Here is an 18,923-nt window from a genome sequence, read left to right as displayed (position 1 = left end):
CTGTTTTCTCGAAAGCCATATGCCAGCATCCTGCATCCACTTACGCAGCGTCTCACGCGAGACTGTGACGCCATGCTCTTCCTTAAGCTTCTCGGCCGCAAGCGTTGGCCCGAAATCAAGGTAGCGTTCGCGCACCAGAATCAAAACGTAATCGCGGACGCCGGTGGCGATTTTATTGTTCGACGGGCGACCAATTGCCTTGTGTCTGATCGAGGCAGCGCCGGTAGCCTCAATACGACCAATCAGTCTCTGAACATGCCGGGCGCTGATTGCCAGCACATGCGCCGCTGCGACGATGGTCATGCGGCCATCAACGACTTTCGACAAAACCTCGATCCGCTGCAAATCGCGCTCGCTCATCGTGATCAATCCCATCCGCAATCTCCCCGGTATCATTCAGATCCGGGGAGTGTGACATTCCAACTTTGCAGAAACAGGACACTTTAACTTTGCGGCTACATACGATAATCGCATAAGATAGATTATGGAACTTTTTCTGGTTTAAATGTCTTGCGTTTTCAGTCCAAATGACTCTTTAGGCAACCTTCAGAACTCGTTTTGAACCTTATCTGGTTGTCGCGTTATCGCGCTGAGTCGAAGCGTAACGAATCCTTTCGCTCTAGACAAAACACCACTCAATTTCCGCCTCACATTATTGCCTCAAGCGATACTGATGGAGGTCGCTCTTGCTGCGAGTATGCCTTGTCAGTCGATAAGCAGGCTATGATCTTCAACCATATCTACATTGTACGGTTGATCAGTATTGAGCTTGCTGACGTCAATCGGCGCGGCGCACGTCGCCGTTTCCTTCAACAGCCAAAATGGCAACAGCAAAACCCATATCTATGACCCAGAACGCCAAGGCGGTCCGCTATTAGAAGAGCCGGTAAGGCGGCGTGACGACGCAACCATCTCTGAGAAGACGGCGTCACCCTCGCCCGTTTCTCGACCTTCCACCAGGTGACGTCAGACCCGGGCCCTTCGCGGCAAGATACACGATTGTGAACCCTAAGGCGTTTTCCAGGTCTTCAACAGCATTTCCACGAATTTCTCCGCGGCGGGAGATAAGGCGCTGCTTCTTCTTTGCACGATACCGATGGTTCGGGAGACCACGGGATTAACGATCGGCCGCGTAACGAGGAAAGGATGGTCATCCTGTGGGGTAGCCAGTCGCGGCAACACGGAAATCCCCAGCCCAGCCTCCACCAGGCCAAGCGACGTGTTGAGATGGGTCACCTCGTAGAACCAGTTCAGCTTTAGATTGTGCCGCGCGAGTGCGCCATCCAGAAGCGTTCTATTGCCGCTGGAGCGATCGACGACAACCAGCGGGTAAGGCTCCAGTTGATTCCATTGGATCGTTTCGAAAGCCGCCAGAGGATGGTCTTTCCGCATCGCCAGCACAAACGGGTCATCGATGAGAGGTTCGAATGCCAGGTCTGGATCAGAATTACCCATGAGGTTTATCCCGAACTCCACCTCGCCTCGCGCAACCGCCTGCAGCCCCTCGTTTGCCGTAAGGTCTCTGATACGCAGCCTAATATGCGGATATTGCTTGCTAAATGTTTTGATCACGGTGGGTAGAAAATAAAACGCTGCGGTTGGAACGCAGGCCATCGTGATGAGGCCGCGCCGATGTGCACCATCTTTCATCGCAAAAAGCGATCCATCGAACTCCTCCAGCATGCGCCGGACAAGCGGCATTACCTCCTGACCCATCGCTGTCGGGGCAACGTGGCGTGTGGTCCTTTCTAGGAGTGGCGCGCCAATGGCCTGTTCCAGTTTCTGGATGCGCCGGGTAAGCGCCGGTTGCGAAATATGCAACGCGTCGGCAGCCCTATGAAAACTTTCAAGCTCAACTACTGCTTGAAATGCTCTTAAATCCAGAATTTCGCAATTGATGCTCATATCGCAATAATACCTCCGAACATTGCATTTAACAGATTAGATTCTTTTGCTCATATTGCAACAACAAGGCGGATTGATCCACCAAATGCAAGATTGAGGCGATAAATGAACGACCTGCTTAAGATACCCTGTGTGCTGATGCGCGGCGGAACATCTCGTGGACCGTTCTTCCTGGCGTCTGACCTTCCGCGTAATCGAGCGGAACGGGATGCGGCACTTTTGTCCATCATGGGTTCCGGTCATCCGCTGCAGATAGACGGGATTGGAGGCGGCAATCCGGTCACCTCGAAAGTGGCGATCATAGGTCCTTCCACCGTCGAAGGCGCAGACATCGACTATCTCTTCGCCCAGGTTCGTACCGACAGGCAGTATGTCGACTATTCGCCCAATTGCGGAAATATGCTGGCCGCTGTCGGTCCCTTTGCGATCGAAGCTGGACTTGTCGAGGCTCGGGGAAGCGATACCGTGGTTCGCATCCACAACGTGAACACCGGAAAATTGATCGAGGCAAAGGTGCCGACGCGTGGTCGCGAAGTAATTTATCTCGGAGACGCATCCATCGACGGCGTTCCGGGTCTGGCTGCACCGATCGCCCTGACTTTCGTGGATGCGGCGGGTGCGAAAACCGGAAAACTGTTGCCCACCGGAAACCCTGTCGACACGGTTGAGGGAATAGATGTGACGGCGATAGACTGCGCAATTCCGATGGTCCTCATGCGTGCGGGAGACCTCGGCGTCACGGGATATGAAGATCCGCAGACCCTGACTTCCAATAGCGATCTCATCGAACGATTGACCCGCATACGCATTCAGGCAGGCAAATTGATGGGGATGGGGGATGTAACGGATATGGTCATACCAAAACCCGTGATCGTAGCGCCGGCCCGCAAGGGAGGCACTCTGTCTGTCCGGTACTTCATGCCCAATGAGTGCCACCCTGCCCTGGCAACGACCGGCGCCGTTGGCATAGCAACCGCAGCGATCACGGAAGGCTCCGTGGCATTTGAACAAGCGGGAAATCGATCTGTTCCGACCCAGATCTGCATCGAGCATCCCGCCGGTCGGCTGGACGTGCAACTTGAGATGCGGAACGGAGCAATAACAGCCGGGCTTGTGAGAACGGCCCGCAGACTTTTCGAAGGCTTTGCCTTCGCCAAGCCAAACGCTGCGATTGAAGACGCAGCCTAGACAAAGCCATACTGGCTCAAAACATAGCAAAACTGGGAGGAGACCCTCATGCGTAAATACTTGCTTGCAACAGCGGCGCTCTGTGCGCTGGCAGCGTCGGCAAATGCAGAATCCGTCAGAATGAGTGTTGGTTCGTACAACCTCAACAACCTGCCTTTTCCGGTGGCGGCCAGCCTCGGCTTCTACAAGGACGAGGGCCTTGAGGTGACGACCGAGAACTTTGCCCAAGGCGGTTCGAAAGTCCTGCAGGCGCTCGTCGCAGGGTCCACGGATGTAGCCGTCGGTTTCTACGATCACACGATTCAGATGCAGTCCCAGAACAAGCACGTGGTTGGCTTCGTTCAGCTTGCCCGCAATTCCGGGCTGGTTCTCGCAGGAAAGAACGATACAGATTTCGATCCGGCAAAACCTGAAACCATCAAGGGCAAAAAGGTCGGGATCACCTCGCCCGGGTCTTCGTCCGATTTCTTCATTCGTTATTACATGAAGCAGCACAATCTGAGCGACAACGACATCGCTATCATCGGCGTTGGCTCCGGCGCTGCTGCTGTTGCCGCTCTGCAGCAGGGCAAGATTGACCTGTTGGTCAATTACGATCCGGCTGCGACGATCGTGGTTGAGCGTGGTCTTGGCAAGATTTTGATCGATGCCCGTAGCGATCAGGGCGCCAAGGACGTCTACGGCGGGATCTACCCCACCTCCGTCTTGTATGCGACGCAGGAATACATCGATGCACATCCCGAGGTGATCCAGAAGGTTACCAATGCCACGGTAAAGGCGCTGCATTGGATGAAGGAGCATTCGGCCGAGGAAATCGTTGCAAAGCTTCCCGATGATTTCGTGTCCGGCGACAAGCAGACCTACATCAAGGCCGTCGAAGCCGCCAAGGCGATCTTCTCCGAAGATGGAACCTTCAACCAGGCCGATCTGGAAACCCCGTTGGCGGTTTTGAAAAGCTTCAACGACGCAGTCGCGAAGGCCACGATCGATCTCAACACGACCTACACCAACAAGTTCGTCGAGGCTGCGGCTTCGAAGGGCGTAAACTGAGGGTCTTCAATGTCTTTGCCAATTAGAAAGTTAGAACCCGTGGCGGAACTCAATCTTCAGCCAATGGTGGCAATCGAGAACGTAACAATGGCCTTTGGCGCGTTCGTTGCGGTCCAGGATGTGAACCTGAAAGTTGGAGATGGTGAGTTTCTGTCGATTGTCGGCCCAACCGGATGCGGCAAGTCCACCATTCTCAATGCCATCGCGGGTTTGCTGAAACCGGCGCAGGGAAAGGTCTCCATCGATGGTTCTCCCGTGCAGGGCGTGCAGAACAACATCGGATATCTCTTCCAGCAGGATGCGCTGCTTCCCTGGAAAACGGCCTATCAGAATGTCGAGCTTGGCCTGCTGTTCCGCGGCGTATCCGAACATGAGCGCCGTACCAAAGTTCTGGCCTGGCTGGAAAAAGTTGGCCTGAAGGGGTTTGAAGAGCGCTTTCCGCATCAACTTTCAGGCGGACAGCGCAAACGTGTCCAGATGGCGCAGGCGCTTATCACCGAGCCGAAGGTCATCCTGATGGACGAGCCCTTCTCCGCACTCGACATTCACACGCGCCACCTCATGCAGAATGAACTCCTGAGATTGTGGCAAGAGGATCGCCGTGCAGTGGTCATGATCACGCACGATCTCGAAGAGGCGATTGCACTCGGCGACCGGGTTGTCGTCCTTGCTGCCGGCCCCAAGAGCCGAGTTATCGAGAGCTTCCCGGTTGATCTGGAACGGCCCCGCAACGTGGCCGAAATCAAGCTCGATCCGAAATTCATGACCCTATATCGCGATATATGGGCGTCTTTACGCGGCGAAGTGGAGAAAAGCTATGCAAGCCGTTAATGTTCGCATCATCCAGATCGTGCTTCTGGTCGTGCTCCTGGGTGGGTGGCAACTCGGGGTAAGCTCCGGGGCGATCGACCGCTTCTTCTTCCCGGCACCCATCGACATCGTCAAGCAGGTCATCACCTGGGTTGCCGATGCCGGCTTTTACAAACATGTCGGTATCACCTTGAGTGAAACGGTTCTCGGTTACCTCATCGGTACAGGTCTCGGCGTCGGCGCCGGTGTCTGGCTGGGCCTCAGTCCCTTTGTGGCCCGTGTGTTGGACCCGTTCATCAAGGCCGTGAATGCCATCCCGCGTGTGGTCCTCGCGCCAATTTTCGTCCTTTGGCTGGGGCTTGGCCTCTGGTCAAAGGTCGCTCTTGCGGTCACCCTCGTCTTCTTCGTGACGTTCTTCAACGCCATGCAAGGTGTTCGCGAAGTGAACCCCGTCGTGCTTTCCAACACGCGCATCCTCGGTGCAAAGCGCTCTGATCTCTTGCGTCATGTTTATTTTCCGGCGGCAGCCAGCTGGATTCTGTCGTCGCTGCGCACATCCGTCGGATTTGCGGTGGTTGGCGCGATCATCGGCGAATATCTCGGGTCTTCCGCAGGCCTCGGTTACCTGATCGCCCGTTCTGAAGGTAACTTCGACGCGGTCGGCGTTTTCGCCGGTATCATCATTCTCGCCATTTTTGTTCTCGTCATCGATCTCATTCTCGATGTCGCCGAGAGAAAGCTGATCACCTGGAGGCCGAACGCGGGCGAAGAACGGCCTGCTTGAGGTTTCGACCCAGTCTCATATCAAGCGGGGCGGCCAGTTGGCCGCCCCGTTTTTGTTCTACTGACGTCATCAGGCCGATTTCTCGGCTATCGGACGCCGGCAGACCTGCTCACGGACAATATGCAAAAAGATGGTGAATCCCCTACCCTGTAAAACAGGAATAATTCACTTTGTCGTTGGAACCAAATTCCCATTCAAACATTTTAGGGGACCGTTACCTTCAGGACCTTGCATGAAAGATAATGATCTCCTCCGGCAGGATGCTCAAGACGCTGGAGAGCGTCTAGTATCTGGCCACGCTTCTGAAGATCCGTTTGCGGCAGCCTTCAAGGCCACCCGCATGCCCATGATCATCACAAATCCACTCCTCAACGACAATCCAATCATCTTCTGCAATGCTGCTTTCAGCAGATTGACGGGCTATTCCGCCGAAGAGCTGGTTGGTCAAAATTGTCGTCTGCTCCAAGGTCCAGACACGGATCCTGGCTCAGTTACGAAGCTGCGTGAGGCAATCGCAGCCGAGCAGGATTTGGCGATCGACATCCTTAATTATCGCAAGGACGGATCAGAGTTTTGGAATGCTCTCTTCGTAAGTCCTGTTCGCGATGCTGCCGGAACCGTCATCTATTTTTTCGCCTCGCAACTCGATTTCACCGATATCAAGAGCAAGGAAGCCGAACTCGCTCGCGCCCGCCACATCGCGGAGGGAGAGGTGGCGCTGCGAACGGCGGATTTGACAGAGGCATTGCGGGCAAAAACAACCCTCGTCCACGAAGTTGATCATCGCGTAAAAAACAACCTCCTGACGATCGCCTCAATCGTGAAGCTTCAGGCGCGGATGACTGACAATGATGTTGTCGAGCGCACATTGATGTCTGTGCTGAACAGGGTCGAAGCACTCAGCACCGTTCAGCGCAAGCTTCTGAACGATGAAGATGTAGGGCATTTCGATGTCGCGGATTTTGCCAATACATTGATGCTCGACAAGATCGGCGCCTTGAAGCGAACCGACATCATTCTCACCACCGATCTTCACGAGGTTGTGGTTCCGGCGACCAAGGCCTCCCCACTTGCCTTGATCATCAACGAACTCATCGGCGACGCCATTCGCAGAGGATTGAAGGATCGTGGCGGGCAATTGCACCTGGAGGTCAAGCGCCTCAACGGCCACTTCCTTGTCAGGGTTGCCGATACCGTCACGCCGGGCGAAGTGGACAAGGAAGAAGCAGCCTTTAGCAAAAAGATGCTGGAAGCATGCGTAAAACAATTGCGCGCTACGATAGTTCGGACCGTTGAAGGTAGCCTCTCGGATGTTCGTGTCACGCTTTCTGTAAAAGACTGAAAGGATTTCTTGTGAAAATCTTGATCGTAGAGGACGAAGCTCTGCTGGCGATGGAACTTGAAAGCGAAGTGGAAGATGCCGGACACGAGATTGTGGGGATCGCTGCCGACAGCAAGGAAGCTATCGAGCTTGCCAATAAGGCACTGCCGCAATTCGCATTTGTAGACATTCAATTGCTGGATGGTCCAACGGGCATAGAAGTCGGCCGATATCTTTCCTCGAGCTCCATCCCCTATGTTTTTGTTTCGGGTAACCTGAAGAGAATACCTGAGGACTTTGCGGGCGCACTTGGAGCGATCGAGAAACCCTACACGATGAACGGTTTGCAAAATGCCTTGCAGTTCATTGAAGGCATCGTTATTGGCGCAGAGCGCTCCGCTACCCCTCCTCCCAGCCTTGTTGTTTCGCCCAAACTGCTTGCCGCCTTGTCGGCTTGACCAACGCCGCCCCTGTGCGGATAAGGATTGACCTTGAATTCACCGTCGGAACGCATTGACGCAGTTCGAAACTCTGGGCTGCTTGATGTCCAGAGCCCACCCGAATTCCAGGATATTATCGAGGTCGTCAAAACCGGCCTGAAATGCCCAGTGGCTTTGATCTCCATTCTGGACGAGCACCGGCAGGTTTTCATCGCTCATGTCGGGTTGCCACCCAAATGGGCTGAAGCAGCGGAAACGCCACTCACGCATTCATTCTGTCAGCATGTGGTTCGCGACAGACAGCCTTTGATCATCGGGGATGCGACGGTTCATGATCTCGTTAGAAATAATCTGGCCATAACCGATCTGGGCGTGATCTCCTACATGGGAGTGCCTGTAACCCTCCCTGATGGCATGGTGATCGGCGCGCTCGCAGCAATCGATGGCGAACCACGCACATGGACGGAAAGCGAGCTGCAGTTACTGAACCAGATCGGAAGGGTCGCCTCGAACCAGATTGCGACCTTCCTTTCCGAGCGACGCTGGGGTGCGCTTTTCCAGCAATTGGAGGAAGGCATCGTCGTAGGCTCGGTGATCCGTGACGTCGACGGAACGATTGTCGATTGGCGGTACGAGACGGTCAATCCCGCATGGAGCACTCTTCTTGGACTACCAGGCGATGATGTGCCTGGTCGAACCATGCGCGAACTCTTTCCAGAATTCGAGAATGAGTGGGTTTCCGATGTGGTGGAGGCCGTCGAGACCCAACAAAGCAAGCGTTTCACCCGCAAGATCGGATCGATGGACCGGTGGTTTGACGGCTATGTTCAAGCCACTGGTGAAGACACGTTCGTCATCATGTTCGTTGAAGTCACTGACCGTATGCAAGCCCAGGAGGCTTTACGCGACAGCGAAACGAAGCTTCGCCTGATCGTCGAAGGCGCTAAAGACTATATTATCATGACGATCGATGAAGACCAGCGCATTACAAGCTGGTTCGGTGGAGCGCAGGAGACATTTGGCTGGTCGGAAGCCGAGATGCTCGGACGGCCGTTTGAGTCGATTTTTACTGAGGAGGACCGGGCAGCCGGCGTTCCTGCGGCTGAAGTGAGCAGAGCCACGTCCGAAGGGGTTGCACCCGACCGCCGATGGCACCTCGCTGCCGATGGCTCCAGCATCTTTTTGGACGGCACGATCCGGCCGATGTCCAACCATTCGTCGCCCAAGGTCCCGGGATATATCAAGGTCGCACGCAACGCCACCGCTCAAAAACTGTCGGAGGACAGGCAGCTTGCATTCCTGGAACTCGGCGAAAAGATCCGCGAGCTGGATACTGTTGCGGAAGTGGCATTTGCCGCCGCCGAGATTTTGGCACGGAGTCTGAGAGGCGCGACGCGGGCGGGCTACGGCATCGTTGACCCTATCGCCGAGACGGTGCAGATGCTTCCCGACTGGTGTGCGGAGGGAATGTTCACTGTCGCGGGGCTCCATCATTTCAGGAATTACGGATCCTACATCCAGGATTTGAAGCGCGGCGAGACGGTCATCATACCCGATGTGGCGACAGATCCGAGAACCTCCGCTTCAGCCGAGCTTCTACACTCATTAGGCATCTCCGTCCTCGTGAATGTGCCAATCATCGAAAGAGGTGCATTCGCGGGGGTCATGTTCGTACACTACGACAAGCCGCATGAATTCTCGTCCGAGGAGCGTGATTTTGTGCGTGCGATAGCGGACCGCACGCGTGAGGCGATCTCCAGGATTCGGGCCGAGCAGGAACAGCAGGTTCTCAATCACGAGATCAGCCACCGGCTCAAGAACACGATGGCCATGGTTCAGGCAATTGCGACACAGACGCTTCGCCCCGTCACCGACAGAGCCCCTGTCGAAGCCTTCACGAGCAGATTGCGCGCGCTTTCCAATGCGCATGAGGTTCTCCTGAACCAGGACTGGTCGTCGGCGCGCATGGTGGCAGTGATCGATTCCGTGCTTCGCCAACTTTCTCTTCCCGAGCGATACCGCATATCGGGCACAGACATGGAAATCGGGCCCAGGACTGCGCTGTCGCTGGCTCTCCTGATGCACGAGCTTGGCACAAACGCTTTGAAATATGGAGCCTGGTCTTCTGATGCCGGAACCGTCGTTATTTCATGGACGATAGAAGATGCAGGCGGCGAGAACGCGCTTGTTCTGGAATGGAAGGAGCAGGACGGCCCGCCGGTGACCGCTCCATCGGGTAAAGGTTTCGGATCGAAGCTCATCCAGCTTGGGCTGATGGGTACAGGCGGTGTCGAGGTAAATTTTGATCCTGACGGCCTGCGGGTAACGATGCAGGGACTGGTTTCCCATTTGAGACAGTCATGATGACCGTGACCTCGAATGCTGCCGATGTGGCAACCATACTCGTCGTCGAGGATGAGCCGCTGCTACGCCTTGCCGCCGTGGATCTGGTTGAAACCGCAGGATACACAGCGCTTGCTGCGGCAGATGCTACGGAGGCGGTCAATATCCTTGAGGCACGCGCAGACATACGAATTGTTTTCACTGATATCGATATGCCACGCGGCGTCGACGGCCTGCAACTGGCAGCCATTGTTCGTGACAGGTGGCCCCCTATCAAAGTTATCCTGGTTTCCGGCCATCTCGAAGATCCCGGTCATATGATCGCGGCAGATACGGCTTTCTTTACGAAACCCTACTGCGAAGAGCAGATCGTGGAGACGATAAGACAGATGCTGCGGTAGCCGGGAATTTTTGAGGCTACCGGGATTCACCGCTCCGCTTGAAATTTGGAGATGGTGACAGAGTCGGATAAGGCTTGGCAGTCGATCTGCCGACTGATTGCCGCTGGTCGCTGAGGTTGGAATTGACGGACAAATTACCTGCTGAACTTGATGGTTTGCATCGCAATACCTTTGAATATTTCTGGTCCGGGAGCCACCCGGAGAGTGGCCTACCGCGGGATCGTATGCGATCCGATGGTGTTGCGATCCATGAGATCGCGTCGGTCTCCGGGATTGGGTTTGGTTTTCTTTCGCTCATCGTTGGTGTCCGCCGTTCTTGGATAACCGAACAGGAAGCCATCGCCCGGGCGAGCCGGATGTTGAGATCGCTGGCAAGTGTGAAGCGTTTTCATGGCGCCTTCCCTCACTTCATCGATGCGTCCAGCGGAAGAACGATACCCTTCGCGAAATTCGACGACGGCGGAGATCTCGTTGAAACCGCTCTTCTGGTTCAGGCGCTGATCTGCGTCAGACAGTTTTTTGGCGCGCAGACGTCCTCCGAAATCGATTTACGCCGGTCCATAAATGAAATCGTCGAGACGGTGGAATGGGGCTGGTTTACCAGGGGAAAGCCCGGGCCGCTGTTCTGGCATTGGAGCCGTCGGTATGCCTGGGCGAAAAACTTGCCGATTGTGGGCTGGAACGAGGCCCTCGTCTGTTATGTGCTCGCGGCGGGTTCAACGACGCATGCAATCAGCGCCGAGTCTTATCATTCCGGATGGGCAAGCGATGGCGAAATCCGGAACGGATCGATGTATCTCGGTGTTCGGCTGCCGCTTGGCCAGCCGTATGGAGGACCGCTTTTCCTGTCGCACTATTCCTTCTGCACACTCGATCCGCGCGGTCTCGGCGATGTTTATTGTCACGACTATCTGGAGCAGGTTCACGCGCATTGCATGATCAATTACCGCTACTGCCGCACGCGTTACCCAAGTGAGGCCGGGTGGGGTCTGTCTGCGTGTGATGGGCCAAAGGGCTATGTCGTAAACTCTCCGACCGACGATGACGGCATCATTGCGACAACGGCAGCCCTCTCTAGTATGCCCTTCTTTTCTCATCGCTCACGCGAGGCGGCTTTGCGTTTTCTGCAATGGAACAATGGTGCACTCATCGGCCGCTTTGGCCTCATGGATTCATTCCAACCCTCAACCGGCTGGGTGTCCGGAACGCATCTTGCGATCAATCAAGGGCCTGTTGTTGCGATGATGGAAAACTATCGCAGCGGCCTGATCTGGGATTTATTCATGAACGCACCGGAGGTGAAAAACGGCTTGGCCAAACTGGGCTTCCATCAGGACAGGTCTTTCGAAAAGTCGGGCCTGCAGGAAGGACGGACCGACCCTTGAGAACCGGCGTTTGAGTACCGCAAATGCATCCTTGAAGACAACGCCGGAAGGCCTTGGCAATTCCTTGGCAAGGCCTTCGGCGCGCAGGATATGCTGGGGTAAAGTCGTGGTCATCGTCTCAAAACTGCAGGAGTTTTGATGTTCGATGAACGGCGCGCTGTCATTCGGCTGGTTTCGAAGACGCGCTTTCGATATAGGCGATAAGATTATCCAGTTCTTCCGGTTTGCTGATGCCCGCCAAGGCCATCTTGTTTCCGGGGATTTTCTTCTTGGGAGCGCTGAGAAAGTCTCGCAGTTCCTCTGGTGTCCACACCAGCCCTTCCCCGCCTGCTTTTTTCATCGCATTCGAGTAATTATAGTCCGGATCGCCGCCCGCAGTGCGGCCGATGATCCCGTTAAGCTGCGGGCCGACCTTGTTTTTCGCGCCCTCGCCGATGGCGTGACAGGCGGAACAGCGCTTGAAGGCCGCCTCCCCCTTTGCAACATCGCCCTCTGAAAAAGCGGGAATGGCGCTTGCTGCCAGCATTGCCGCCGTGATGATCATTCTCTTGCGCATCGTGTCATCCTTGTTCTGCCGTATGAACGCGCCCGCCTGCGAATGCAGGCGGGCGGCTTGTTCTCAATTCAGGTCGTGCCCCAGGCGGGCGTACCCTTCTTGTAGGGAACGCAGGTCTCAAAGCCGCCGGGGATTTCGTCGTAAACGAGAACCTCGGTGGCGCCGATCTTCGAGGTGAAGAAACCGAGCAGCGTCAGCTGCTTGACGAGTGTGAAGGGATGCGGTGCGGTCGGTGTCTGTTCCGCCCGGGCCTGTTTGTCCAGTGCAGAAATCAGCGTCTGCCGCTCCTGCGACGTCAGCTCCAGAAACGCCTTCTTGTATTCCGTCCGGCTGCGGTTTTCGATGTCAGCCATCGCGGAGAGGAAGAGTTTCCGCTGTTCGCCCGTGTAACAATCGGCCGCATAGACTGCCATGAATGCGCCAACGGCGGCGTCCTTCGCACCCGGGGTGGATGTGCGAGGGATGATCGTTTCAGCCACCTCGTCCAGAAGCCGGATTTCCTCCGGGCTGAACACGTGGACGTCGCCGGCAGGCTTGGCGGCGTTTTCCGCCGCAGTGACCACGTCAGCGCCGATCAGCGGAAGACCGGAGGCAATGGCTATCAGTTTCAGCAGTTCACGTCTGTTCATCACAGATTCCCCTTCTTGCGTTCGGAAACGGCAAATTCGGCGGCACGCGCCGTCAGCGCCATGTAGGTGAGCGACGGGTTGACGCAGGACGCCGAAGTCATACAGGCACCGTCAGTGACAAAGACGTTCGGCGCATCCCAGACCTGGTTGTTGCCATTAAGCACGGAAGTTTTGGGGTCGCGTCCCATGCGGGCCGTGCCCATTTCATGGATACCCATGCCCGGCGCATAGCTGCCCCTCGACGGTTTGACGTTCTTGATGCCGACCGCTTCGAACATCTCGACTGCGTCATTGACCATGTCTTCGCGCATATCGAGTTCGTTCTGCTTCATCTCGACATTCATCGACAGGACCGGCAGGCCCCATTTGTCCTTCTTGTCGTGGTCCAGCTTCACGCGGTTCTCGTGATAAGGCAGCATTTCACCGAAGGCAGTCATGCCGATAGTCCAGGCGCCCGGCTGGGTCAGCGCTTCCTTGTAGTCGGCTCCGATGTTGAGTTCGGCGATTTCCCGTTCCCAGCGCGAACGGCTGGCGGATCCCTGATAACCGAAACCGCGCAGATAGTTCCGTTTGTCGTCGCCGGTGTTGCGGAAACGGGGAATATAGAATCCCGCCGGGCGGCGGCCCTTGAAATAAAACTCTTCGAAACCTTCCACCTCGCCGGTGGCGCCCATGCGGAAATGGTGGTCCATCACATTGTGGCCGAGTTCGCCCGAGCTGCTGCCGAGCCCTCCCTCCCACACGTCTGTGGCCGAGTTCATCAGAACCCAGGTCGAGTTGAGCGTCGAAGCGTTGAGGAAAATCACATCGGCGGTGTATTCATAGGTCAGGTTCGTTTCGGCATCGATGATTTCGACACCGCGCGCCTTCTTCTTGTCCTTGTCGTAAAGGATTTCCTTGACGATGGAGAAAGGCCGGAGCGTAAGATTTCCGGTGGCGACTGCCGCCGGCAGGGTCGATGACTGCGTGCTGAAATAGCCGCCGAAAGGACAGCCCAACCGGCACTTGTTGCGGAACTGGCAGCGCGTGCGCTCCTGATCGGGAAGTTCCTGGGTGATGTTGGCGCAGCGCGAATTGATGAGGTGTCGCGTGCCTTTAAAGGCGGTTTTCAACCGGCGTGCCACATCCTCTTCAACGCAATTCAGCGGAATAGGCGGCAGGAATTCACCATCAGGAAGAATGTCCAGCCCCTCGCGGCTGCCGGAAATGCCGGCGAAACGCTCGACGTAATCATACCAGGGAGCAATGTCCTGATAACGGATCGGCCAGTCAACGGCGATGCCTTCTTTGGCATTGGCCTCGAAATCGGTCTGCGACCAGCGGTAGGTCTGGCGTCCCCACAGCAGCGAACGGCCGCCGACGTGATAACCACGGAACCAGTCGAAACGCTTTTCTTCGACATAGGGCGTTTCCTGCTCGTCGGCCCACATGCCGAGCGTGGCCTCTTCCAGCAGATAGTCGCGGCTGAGAACCGGATACTTCGCCTTCATCTCCTGCGTGGCGCGGTTGCGATGGGGATAGTCCCAGGCTTCCTTGTCGGCATTCTGATAGTCGGTAATGTGCTCGATGTTTCTGCCGCGCTCCAGCAGCAGGACCTTCAGGCCTTTTTCCGTGAGTTCCTTTGCAGCCCAGCCTCCACTTATGCCTGAACCGACAACAATCGCATCATAATGATTGTCCGCCATGATAACTCCTCCGATTGGTACTTGGGTAAAAAGTCGACGAGACAATGCGCTCCCCGTCGCAACGCGGCGGAAACTTCATCATGCGTCTGTCGAACCTTATGCGCCCCGGCGAAACCGGCCGCCGAGGTGCGGTTCTGGTTTTACTGGCAGTGTTTACTGAATGGTCGGCAAGTGCTCGCTCAGGAACGCGTTGCCCTTGGTCACGACCGCTTCGGCATCGAGCGGAAGGTCGTGTTCAAGGATGAACCATTGTGCGCCGGCATTTTTGGCCGCGGGCAGGATCGTCTTCCAGTCGAGAACGCCGGTGCCAATCGTTGCAAAGCCGCGCTCGTTTTCGGCCGTGCCGGCCGGTGCATTGTCCTTGGCGTGGATTGCAAAAACCCGGCCGTTCAGAGTGCCGAGGAACTCAGCCGGATCATTGCCGCTGCGCGCCACCCAGGCGACGTCGAGTTCGCTCTGCAGTTTCGGGCCTGCGGCGTCGAGCAGCAGTTCAAGCGCCGTCTTGCCGTCGAACTTGACCATTTCAAAATCATGGTTGTGATAGGCCATGGAGAGGCCAGCCGCGGAAAGCTTGTCGGCATATCCGCCAAGTTCCTTGCCGAAGGCTGTCCAGCCTGCGGCGTCTTTAGGGCGGTCTTCGGGCTTGAGGAACGGCACGGTCACGACCGGATTGCCGACAGCCTTCTGCTCGGTGATGACCTCGTCGAGATTGCCGCGAAGCTTGTCGATCGGCACATGCGAGGAAATGACTTTGATCTTGTGCTTTTCCAGAAGCGCGTTCAGCTCGCTGGCGCTGACCTTCTGCATATCCACCGTTTCCACGGCGGAAACGCCCGCGCGGTTGAGGATGGCAAGCTGCTCCTCAAGCGTTCCGGCGTTGCGCAGTGTGTACATCTGCGCGGCAATCGGCAGCGTCTTGCTGTCATCGGCAAAAACCGGATTTGCGATACCGGCCGCCAGTCCGACGACGAATGCCATCTTTGCGAATTTTGACTTGAACGTTTTCAAACGCGTAACTCCCTTTCCGTTTGATCAATATGACGACACGCCTGCCCGTGCTCTTCCGAACAATTAGTCGGGTAATGCTGGGCACAACCTCCGATGCCCTGCGTCGTCAGTCCCCGATATCCAGTGATCTATATGTCGATCTCTACCCAGGACGAGGTCAGGCTGGACCGCACGGCCGCATCGATGAATGCGAGACCCGCAAGGCCGTCCTCTATGCCGGGATAAATCACATCCCCGGCGGCTGCTTTTCCCTCCCTTTTTGCGATGATTGCGTCTGCGGCTTCACGGTAGATCGTCGCAAAACCCTCGAGATATCCCTCCGGATGCCCTGATGGCACACGGCTGACGCGGTTGGCGGCAGCGCCTGCGCCCGCGCCATTGCGCGTAATCAGCCGCTTGGGCTCGCCGTAAGGTGTGAACCACAGCTCGTCCGGCACGCGGTGGTGCCATTCAAGGCCGCCCTTATCGCCATAGACCCTGAGCGACAGGGCGTTTTCATTGCCGACAGCGATCTGGCTTGCCCAGAGCATGCCCTTCGCGCCGCTTTCGTAACGCAGCAGAATATTGGCGCTGTCATCCAGCTGCCTGCCCGGAACGAAGGAAGTGAGATCTGCGTAGAGGCTCGCGGGAATTTCACCGGTCACGAAGGCGGCGGCGTTGAAAGCGTGGGTGCCGATGTCGCCGATTGCCCCGCCCGCGCCCGAGCGGCTCGGATCTGTGCGCCATTCCGCTCCCTTTGCGCCGGTCTTTTCGACCGCTTCGGTCAGCCAGTCCTGCGCATATTCGGCCTGGACATGGCGCAGCTTGCCGATGGCGCCGTTGGCCACCATCTCCCGCATCTGCCGCAACATGGCATAGCCGGTGTAATTATGCGTGAGGATGAACAGCCTGTCGGATGCCCTCACGATCTTCGCCAGCTCCTTGGCCTCCTCCAGCGTCGCGGTGACGGGTTTGTCGCAGATGACGTGGATGCCAGATTCGAGAAAGACCCTGGACGGGGCGAAATGCAGGTGATTGGGGGTGACGATGGCGACCGCCTCGATACCGTCTTCACGACCGGCCTCGGCCGACGCCATCTCCTCAAAAGAAGCGTAGGACCGCTCGGGCGCAATGCCGAGCAGGGTTGCCGAAGCGCTGGCGCGTGCCGGGTCGGAGGAAAGCGCACCGGCGACCAATTCGTAACGGTCGTCGAGCCGCGCGGCGATACGATGCACCGCGCCGATAAAGGCACCCTGACCGCCACCCACCATGCCGAGACGAATGCGGCGGCTATTAAATCTTGCTGTTGCGGAGGACATGTCTATCCCTTTCAAAGCCCGAGAAGGCGACGGTTGGCGGCATCATCGGCGCCGCTTTTGGCGAAATCGTCGAAAGCCCGCTCAGTCACGCGGATGATGTGATTTTCAATGAAACCGGCACCTTCACGCGCCCCGTCCTCCGGGTGTTTCAGCGCGCATTCCCATTCCAGCACGGCCCATCCTTCGAAGTCGTATTGGGTGAGCTTGGAAAACACCGCGCCGAAATCGACATGCCCGTCGCCGAGTGAGCGAAAGCGCCCCGGCCGGTCGACCCAGCCTTGATAACCGCCATAGACGCCGGACCGGCCGGTCGGATTGAACTCGGCATCCTTGACGTGAAAGGCCCGGATGCGCTCGTGGTAGATATCGATGAAATCAAGATAATCCATCGCCTGAAGCACGAAGTGCGAGGGATCATAAAGGATGTTGGCGCGCGAATGATTGCCGGTGGCTTCGAGAAAACGCTCGAAGGTAATGCCGTCATGCAGGTCTTCGCCGGGATGCAGCTCGTAGCAGAGATCGACGCCATTCTCCTCGAATGTATCGAGAATGGGCGTCCAGCGCTTGCCGAGTTCAGCAAAGGCCATTTCGACAAGACCTGCGGGGCGCTGCGGCCAGGGATAAATGAAAGGCCACGCCAGCGCGCCGGAAAAACTCGCATGGCTCTTGAGGCCCAGATGCTGCGAGGCTTTCGCCGCGCACTTCAGCTGGTTGGCCGCCCATTCCTGACGCGCCTGCGGTTTGCCGCGCAGTTCGGCGGGCGCAAAACCGTCGAACATCTCGTCATAGGCAGGATGAACAGCGACGAGCTGGCCCTGAATATGGGTTGAAAGCTCGGTGATCTCGACGCCTGTCTCGGCCAGACGTCCCTTGATATCATCGCAATAAGCCTTGGAAGCGGCAGCTTTCTCAAGATCGAAGAGCTTGGGATCGGTCGGCACCTGAATGCCCTTGTAACCAAGGGAAGCCGCCCATTGGCCGAGATTGTCGAGCGTGTCGAAGGGTGCCTTGTCCCCGACAAATTGCGCGAGGAAAATCGCCGGGCCTTTGATCGTCTTCATGTCCTTACACTCCTTGCATTCACTGTCTGGCCGCTACCGGTGCGGCGAACGGCAGGGCGCGACCGAGCCGCGCACCACCAGTTCCGTATCCAGCACGATGGTTTCGGCCGTGCGTTTGCCATTAAGCCGGTCGACCATCAGCGCCATGGCTTTGCGGCCCATTTCCTGCCGGGGCTGGCGCACTGTCGTTAGCGGTGGTTCGAAAGCATTGGCGAAAATTATATCGTCGAAGCCAATGACCGAGACATCGGTCGGCACGGACAGCCCGCGCCCGCGCAGCTCGCTGATCGCGCCAATCGCCATCTGGTCGCTCGAGGCGAAGATGGCGGTGAAGGAAATGCCGTTTTCGAGAAGTCCGGCAATCGCCTGTCTACCGGCTTCGATGCTGTAATCGCCTGTCACGACGAGTTCATCCGCGTAACCGATACCCGCTTCCTCAAGCGCGTCGCGGTAGCCCTCGAAACGCTCCTGTGCCAGACTTTCCGGAAAAGGTCCGGCGAGATGCGCGATCTTCGTGTGCCCTGCTTCGATCAGATGATGCACGGCGTTTTTGGACGCGGCGCGGTTATCGACCTTGACGGTGGGCAGCGCGATGCCTGGCACGGTTTCCGAAGCGATGACGATCGGCGGCAGCGCGTCACCCTGACCGAGAAGCTCCGAAGGAAACTGGCCGGTCATCAGGATGAGGCCGTCAGCATGTTTCTGCCTGACCATGTCGATATGTGTCGCCACGCGGTTTTCGTCGTTACGGGCGTCGCCCATGAGCACCTTGAAGCCCGCCTCCCCCGCCGCTTCCTCCACGCCCTTGTAGATCTCGAGATAAAACGGGTTGCCGATATCGCGAACGAGAAGAATGACAGTGTTGTTGGATTGACGCCTGAAGCTTGCGGCCTGGGCGTTGGGAACAAAGTTCGCCTGCCTGACGGCATCGAAAACCTTTTTCCTCGTTTCCGGGCGGACTTTGTCGGGTTGTTGCAGTGCCCGTGACACGGTCGCGATCGAAACGCCCGCGAGAGCTGCAACTTCCCTGATATTCGAACCTTGGTCTTTGCTCATCTG

The 18,923-nt window shown here is 56.9% G+C and carries 18 protein-coding genes; 9 read left to right on the top strand and 9 right to left on the bottom strand.

Features of this window, described 5'->3' with window-relative positions; genetic code table 11:
* The coding region (locus tag ACQZ63_RS19715) for a helix-turn-helix domain-containing protein (RefSeq protein ID WP_448799388.1) at positions 1–375 on the bottom strand (375 nt) is incomplete at its 3' end.
* Positions 376–1,008: 633 nt separating this feature from the next.
* Positions 1,009–1,905, bottom strand: coding sequence for a LysR family transcriptional regulator (locus ACQZ63_RS19710; protein WP_003515217.1), 897 nt, complete (start codon positions 1,903–1,905; stop codon positions 1,009–1,011).
* 105 nt (positions 1,906–2,010) lie between these two features.
* Between ACQZ63_RS19710 and ACQZ63_RS19705 the strand changes: the two genes are divergently transcribed.
* The 9 genes from ACQZ63_RS19705 to ACQZ63_RS19665 all read left to right on the top strand — a co-directional run bounded on the left by ACQZ63_RS19705 (position 2,011) and on the right by ACQZ63_RS19665 (position 11,627).
* Complete coding sequence (locus ACQZ63_RS19705) at positions 2,011–3,093, top strand: 4-oxalomesaconate tautomerase (RefSeq protein ID WP_025593409.1); 1,083 nt, start codon at positions 2,011–2,013, stop codon at positions 3,091–3,093.
* A gap of 48 nt (positions 3,094–3,141) precedes the next feature.
* On the top strand, positions 3,142–4,143 hold the full coding sequence (locus tag ACQZ63_RS19700; protein WP_003515219.1) for an ABC transporter substrate-binding protein: 1,002 nt from the start codon (positions 3,142–3,144) through the stop codon (positions 4,141–4,143).
* A 63-nt stretch (positions 4,144–4,206) separates the two neighbouring features.
* A complete protein-coding gene (locus ACQZ63_RS19695; RefSeq protein WP_003515220.1) occupies positions 4,207–4,974 on the top strand; it encodes an ABC transporter ATP-binding protein in 768 nt (255 codons plus the stop codon).
* Positions 4,961–5,737: an ABC transporter permease gene (locus ACQZ63_RS19690; RefSeq protein WP_003515221.1), complete on the top strand. Its 777-nt coding sequence runs from the start codon at positions 4,961–4,963 to the stop codon at positions 5,735–5,737. The genes ACQZ63_RS19695 and ACQZ63_RS19690 overlap by 14 nt, the downstream gene beginning before the upstream one ends.
* Positions 5,738–5,969: 232 nt before the next feature.
* Positions 5,970–7,079 carry a PAS domain-containing protein gene (locus ACQZ63_RS19685; RefSeq protein WP_111783072.1) on the top strand — a complete coding sequence of 370 codons (1,110 nt, stop codon included), beginning with the start codon at positions 5,970–5,972 and terminating at the stop codon, positions 7,077–7,079.
* Between the two features lie 11 nt (positions 7,080–7,090).
* Entirely contained in the window at positions 7,091–7,516 is a 426-nt protein-coding gene (locus ACQZ63_RS19680) for a response regulator (RefSeq protein ID WP_003515224.1), read from the top strand.
* A gap of 27 nt (positions 7,517–7,543) precedes the next feature.
* Positions 7,544–9,862 carry a GAF domain-containing protein gene (locus tag ACQZ63_RS19675; protein WP_236768926.1) on the top strand — a complete coding sequence of 773 codons (2,319 nt, stop codon included), beginning with the start codon at positions 7,544–7,546 and terminating at the stop codon, positions 9,860–9,862.
* On the top strand, positions 9,859–10,242 hold the full coding sequence (locus ACQZ63_RS19670; protein WP_025593416.1) for a response regulator: 384 nt from the start codon (positions 9,859–9,861) through the stop codon (positions 10,240–10,242). The genes ACQZ63_RS19675 and ACQZ63_RS19670 overlap by 4 nt, the downstream gene beginning before the upstream one ends.
* Before the next feature lie 224 nt (positions 10,243–10,466).
* Positions 10,467–11,627 (top strand): glucoamylase family protein, encoded by a 1,161-nt coding sequence (locus ACQZ63_RS19665; protein WP_025593417.1) that lies wholly within the window; start codon positions 10,467–10,469, stop codon positions 11,625–11,627.
* 160 nt (positions 11,628–11,787) lie between these two features.
* Here the strand turns inward: ACQZ63_RS19665 and ACQZ63_RS19660 are convergent, their stop codons facing one another.
* The 7 genes from ACQZ63_RS19660 to ACQZ63_RS19630 form a co-directional block, all read right to left on the bottom strand.
* The gene (locus ACQZ63_RS19660; protein ID WP_003515228.1) at positions 11,788–12,183 is read right to left on the bottom strand and encodes a c-type cytochrome; all 396 of its coding nucleotides are present in this window, start codon (positions 12,181–12,183) and stop codon (positions 11,788–11,790) included.
* Between the two features lie 68 nt (positions 12,184–12,251).
* Positions 12,252–12,812: a gluconate 2-dehydrogenase subunit 3 family protein gene (locus ACQZ63_RS19655; protein ID WP_080798554.1), complete on the bottom strand. Its 561-nt coding sequence runs from the start codon at positions 12,810–12,812 to the stop codon at positions 12,252–12,254.
* Entirely contained in the window at positions 12,812–14,497 is a 1,686-nt protein-coding gene (locus ACQZ63_RS19650; RefSeq protein WP_003515231.1) for a GMC oxidoreductase, read from the bottom strand. Before ACQZ63_RS19650 ends, ACQZ63_RS19655 begins: the two co-directional genes overlap by 1 nt.
* A gap of 153 nt (positions 14,498–14,650) precedes the next feature.
* Positions 14,651–15,505: a sugar phosphate isomerase/epimerase family protein gene (locus ACQZ63_RS19645; protein ID WP_162763618.1), complete on the bottom strand. Its 855-nt coding sequence runs from the start codon at positions 15,503–15,505 to the stop codon at positions 14,651–14,653.
* Positions 15,506–15,633: 128 nt separating this feature from the next.
* Complete coding sequence (locus ACQZ63_RS19640) at positions 15,634–16,803, bottom strand: Gfo/Idh/MocA family protein (protein ID WP_065658516.1); 1,170 nt, start codon at positions 16,801–16,803, stop codon at positions 15,634–15,636.
* 11 nt (positions 16,804–16,814) lie between these two features.
* Positions 16,815–17,864: a sugar phosphate isomerase/epimerase family protein gene (locus ACQZ63_RS19635; RefSeq protein WP_113555818.1), complete on the bottom strand. Its 1,050-nt coding sequence runs from the start codon at positions 17,862–17,864 to the stop codon at positions 16,815–16,817.
* A 33-nt stretch (positions 17,865–17,897) separates the two neighbouring features.
* Positions 17,898–18,920, bottom strand: coding sequence for a LacI family DNA-binding transcriptional regulator (locus ACQZ63_RS19630; protein ID WP_003515235.1), 1,023 nt, complete (start codon positions 18,918–18,920; stop codon positions 17,898–17,900).
* Positions 18,921–18,923: the final 3 nt, after the last annotated feature.

The sequence above is a fragment of the Agrobacterium sp. CG160-95 genome, from assembly GCF_053521725.1.
The sequence above is the reverse complement of the archived record's forward strand: the minus strand, read 5'-3'. Positions and strand labels throughout refer to the sequence as shown.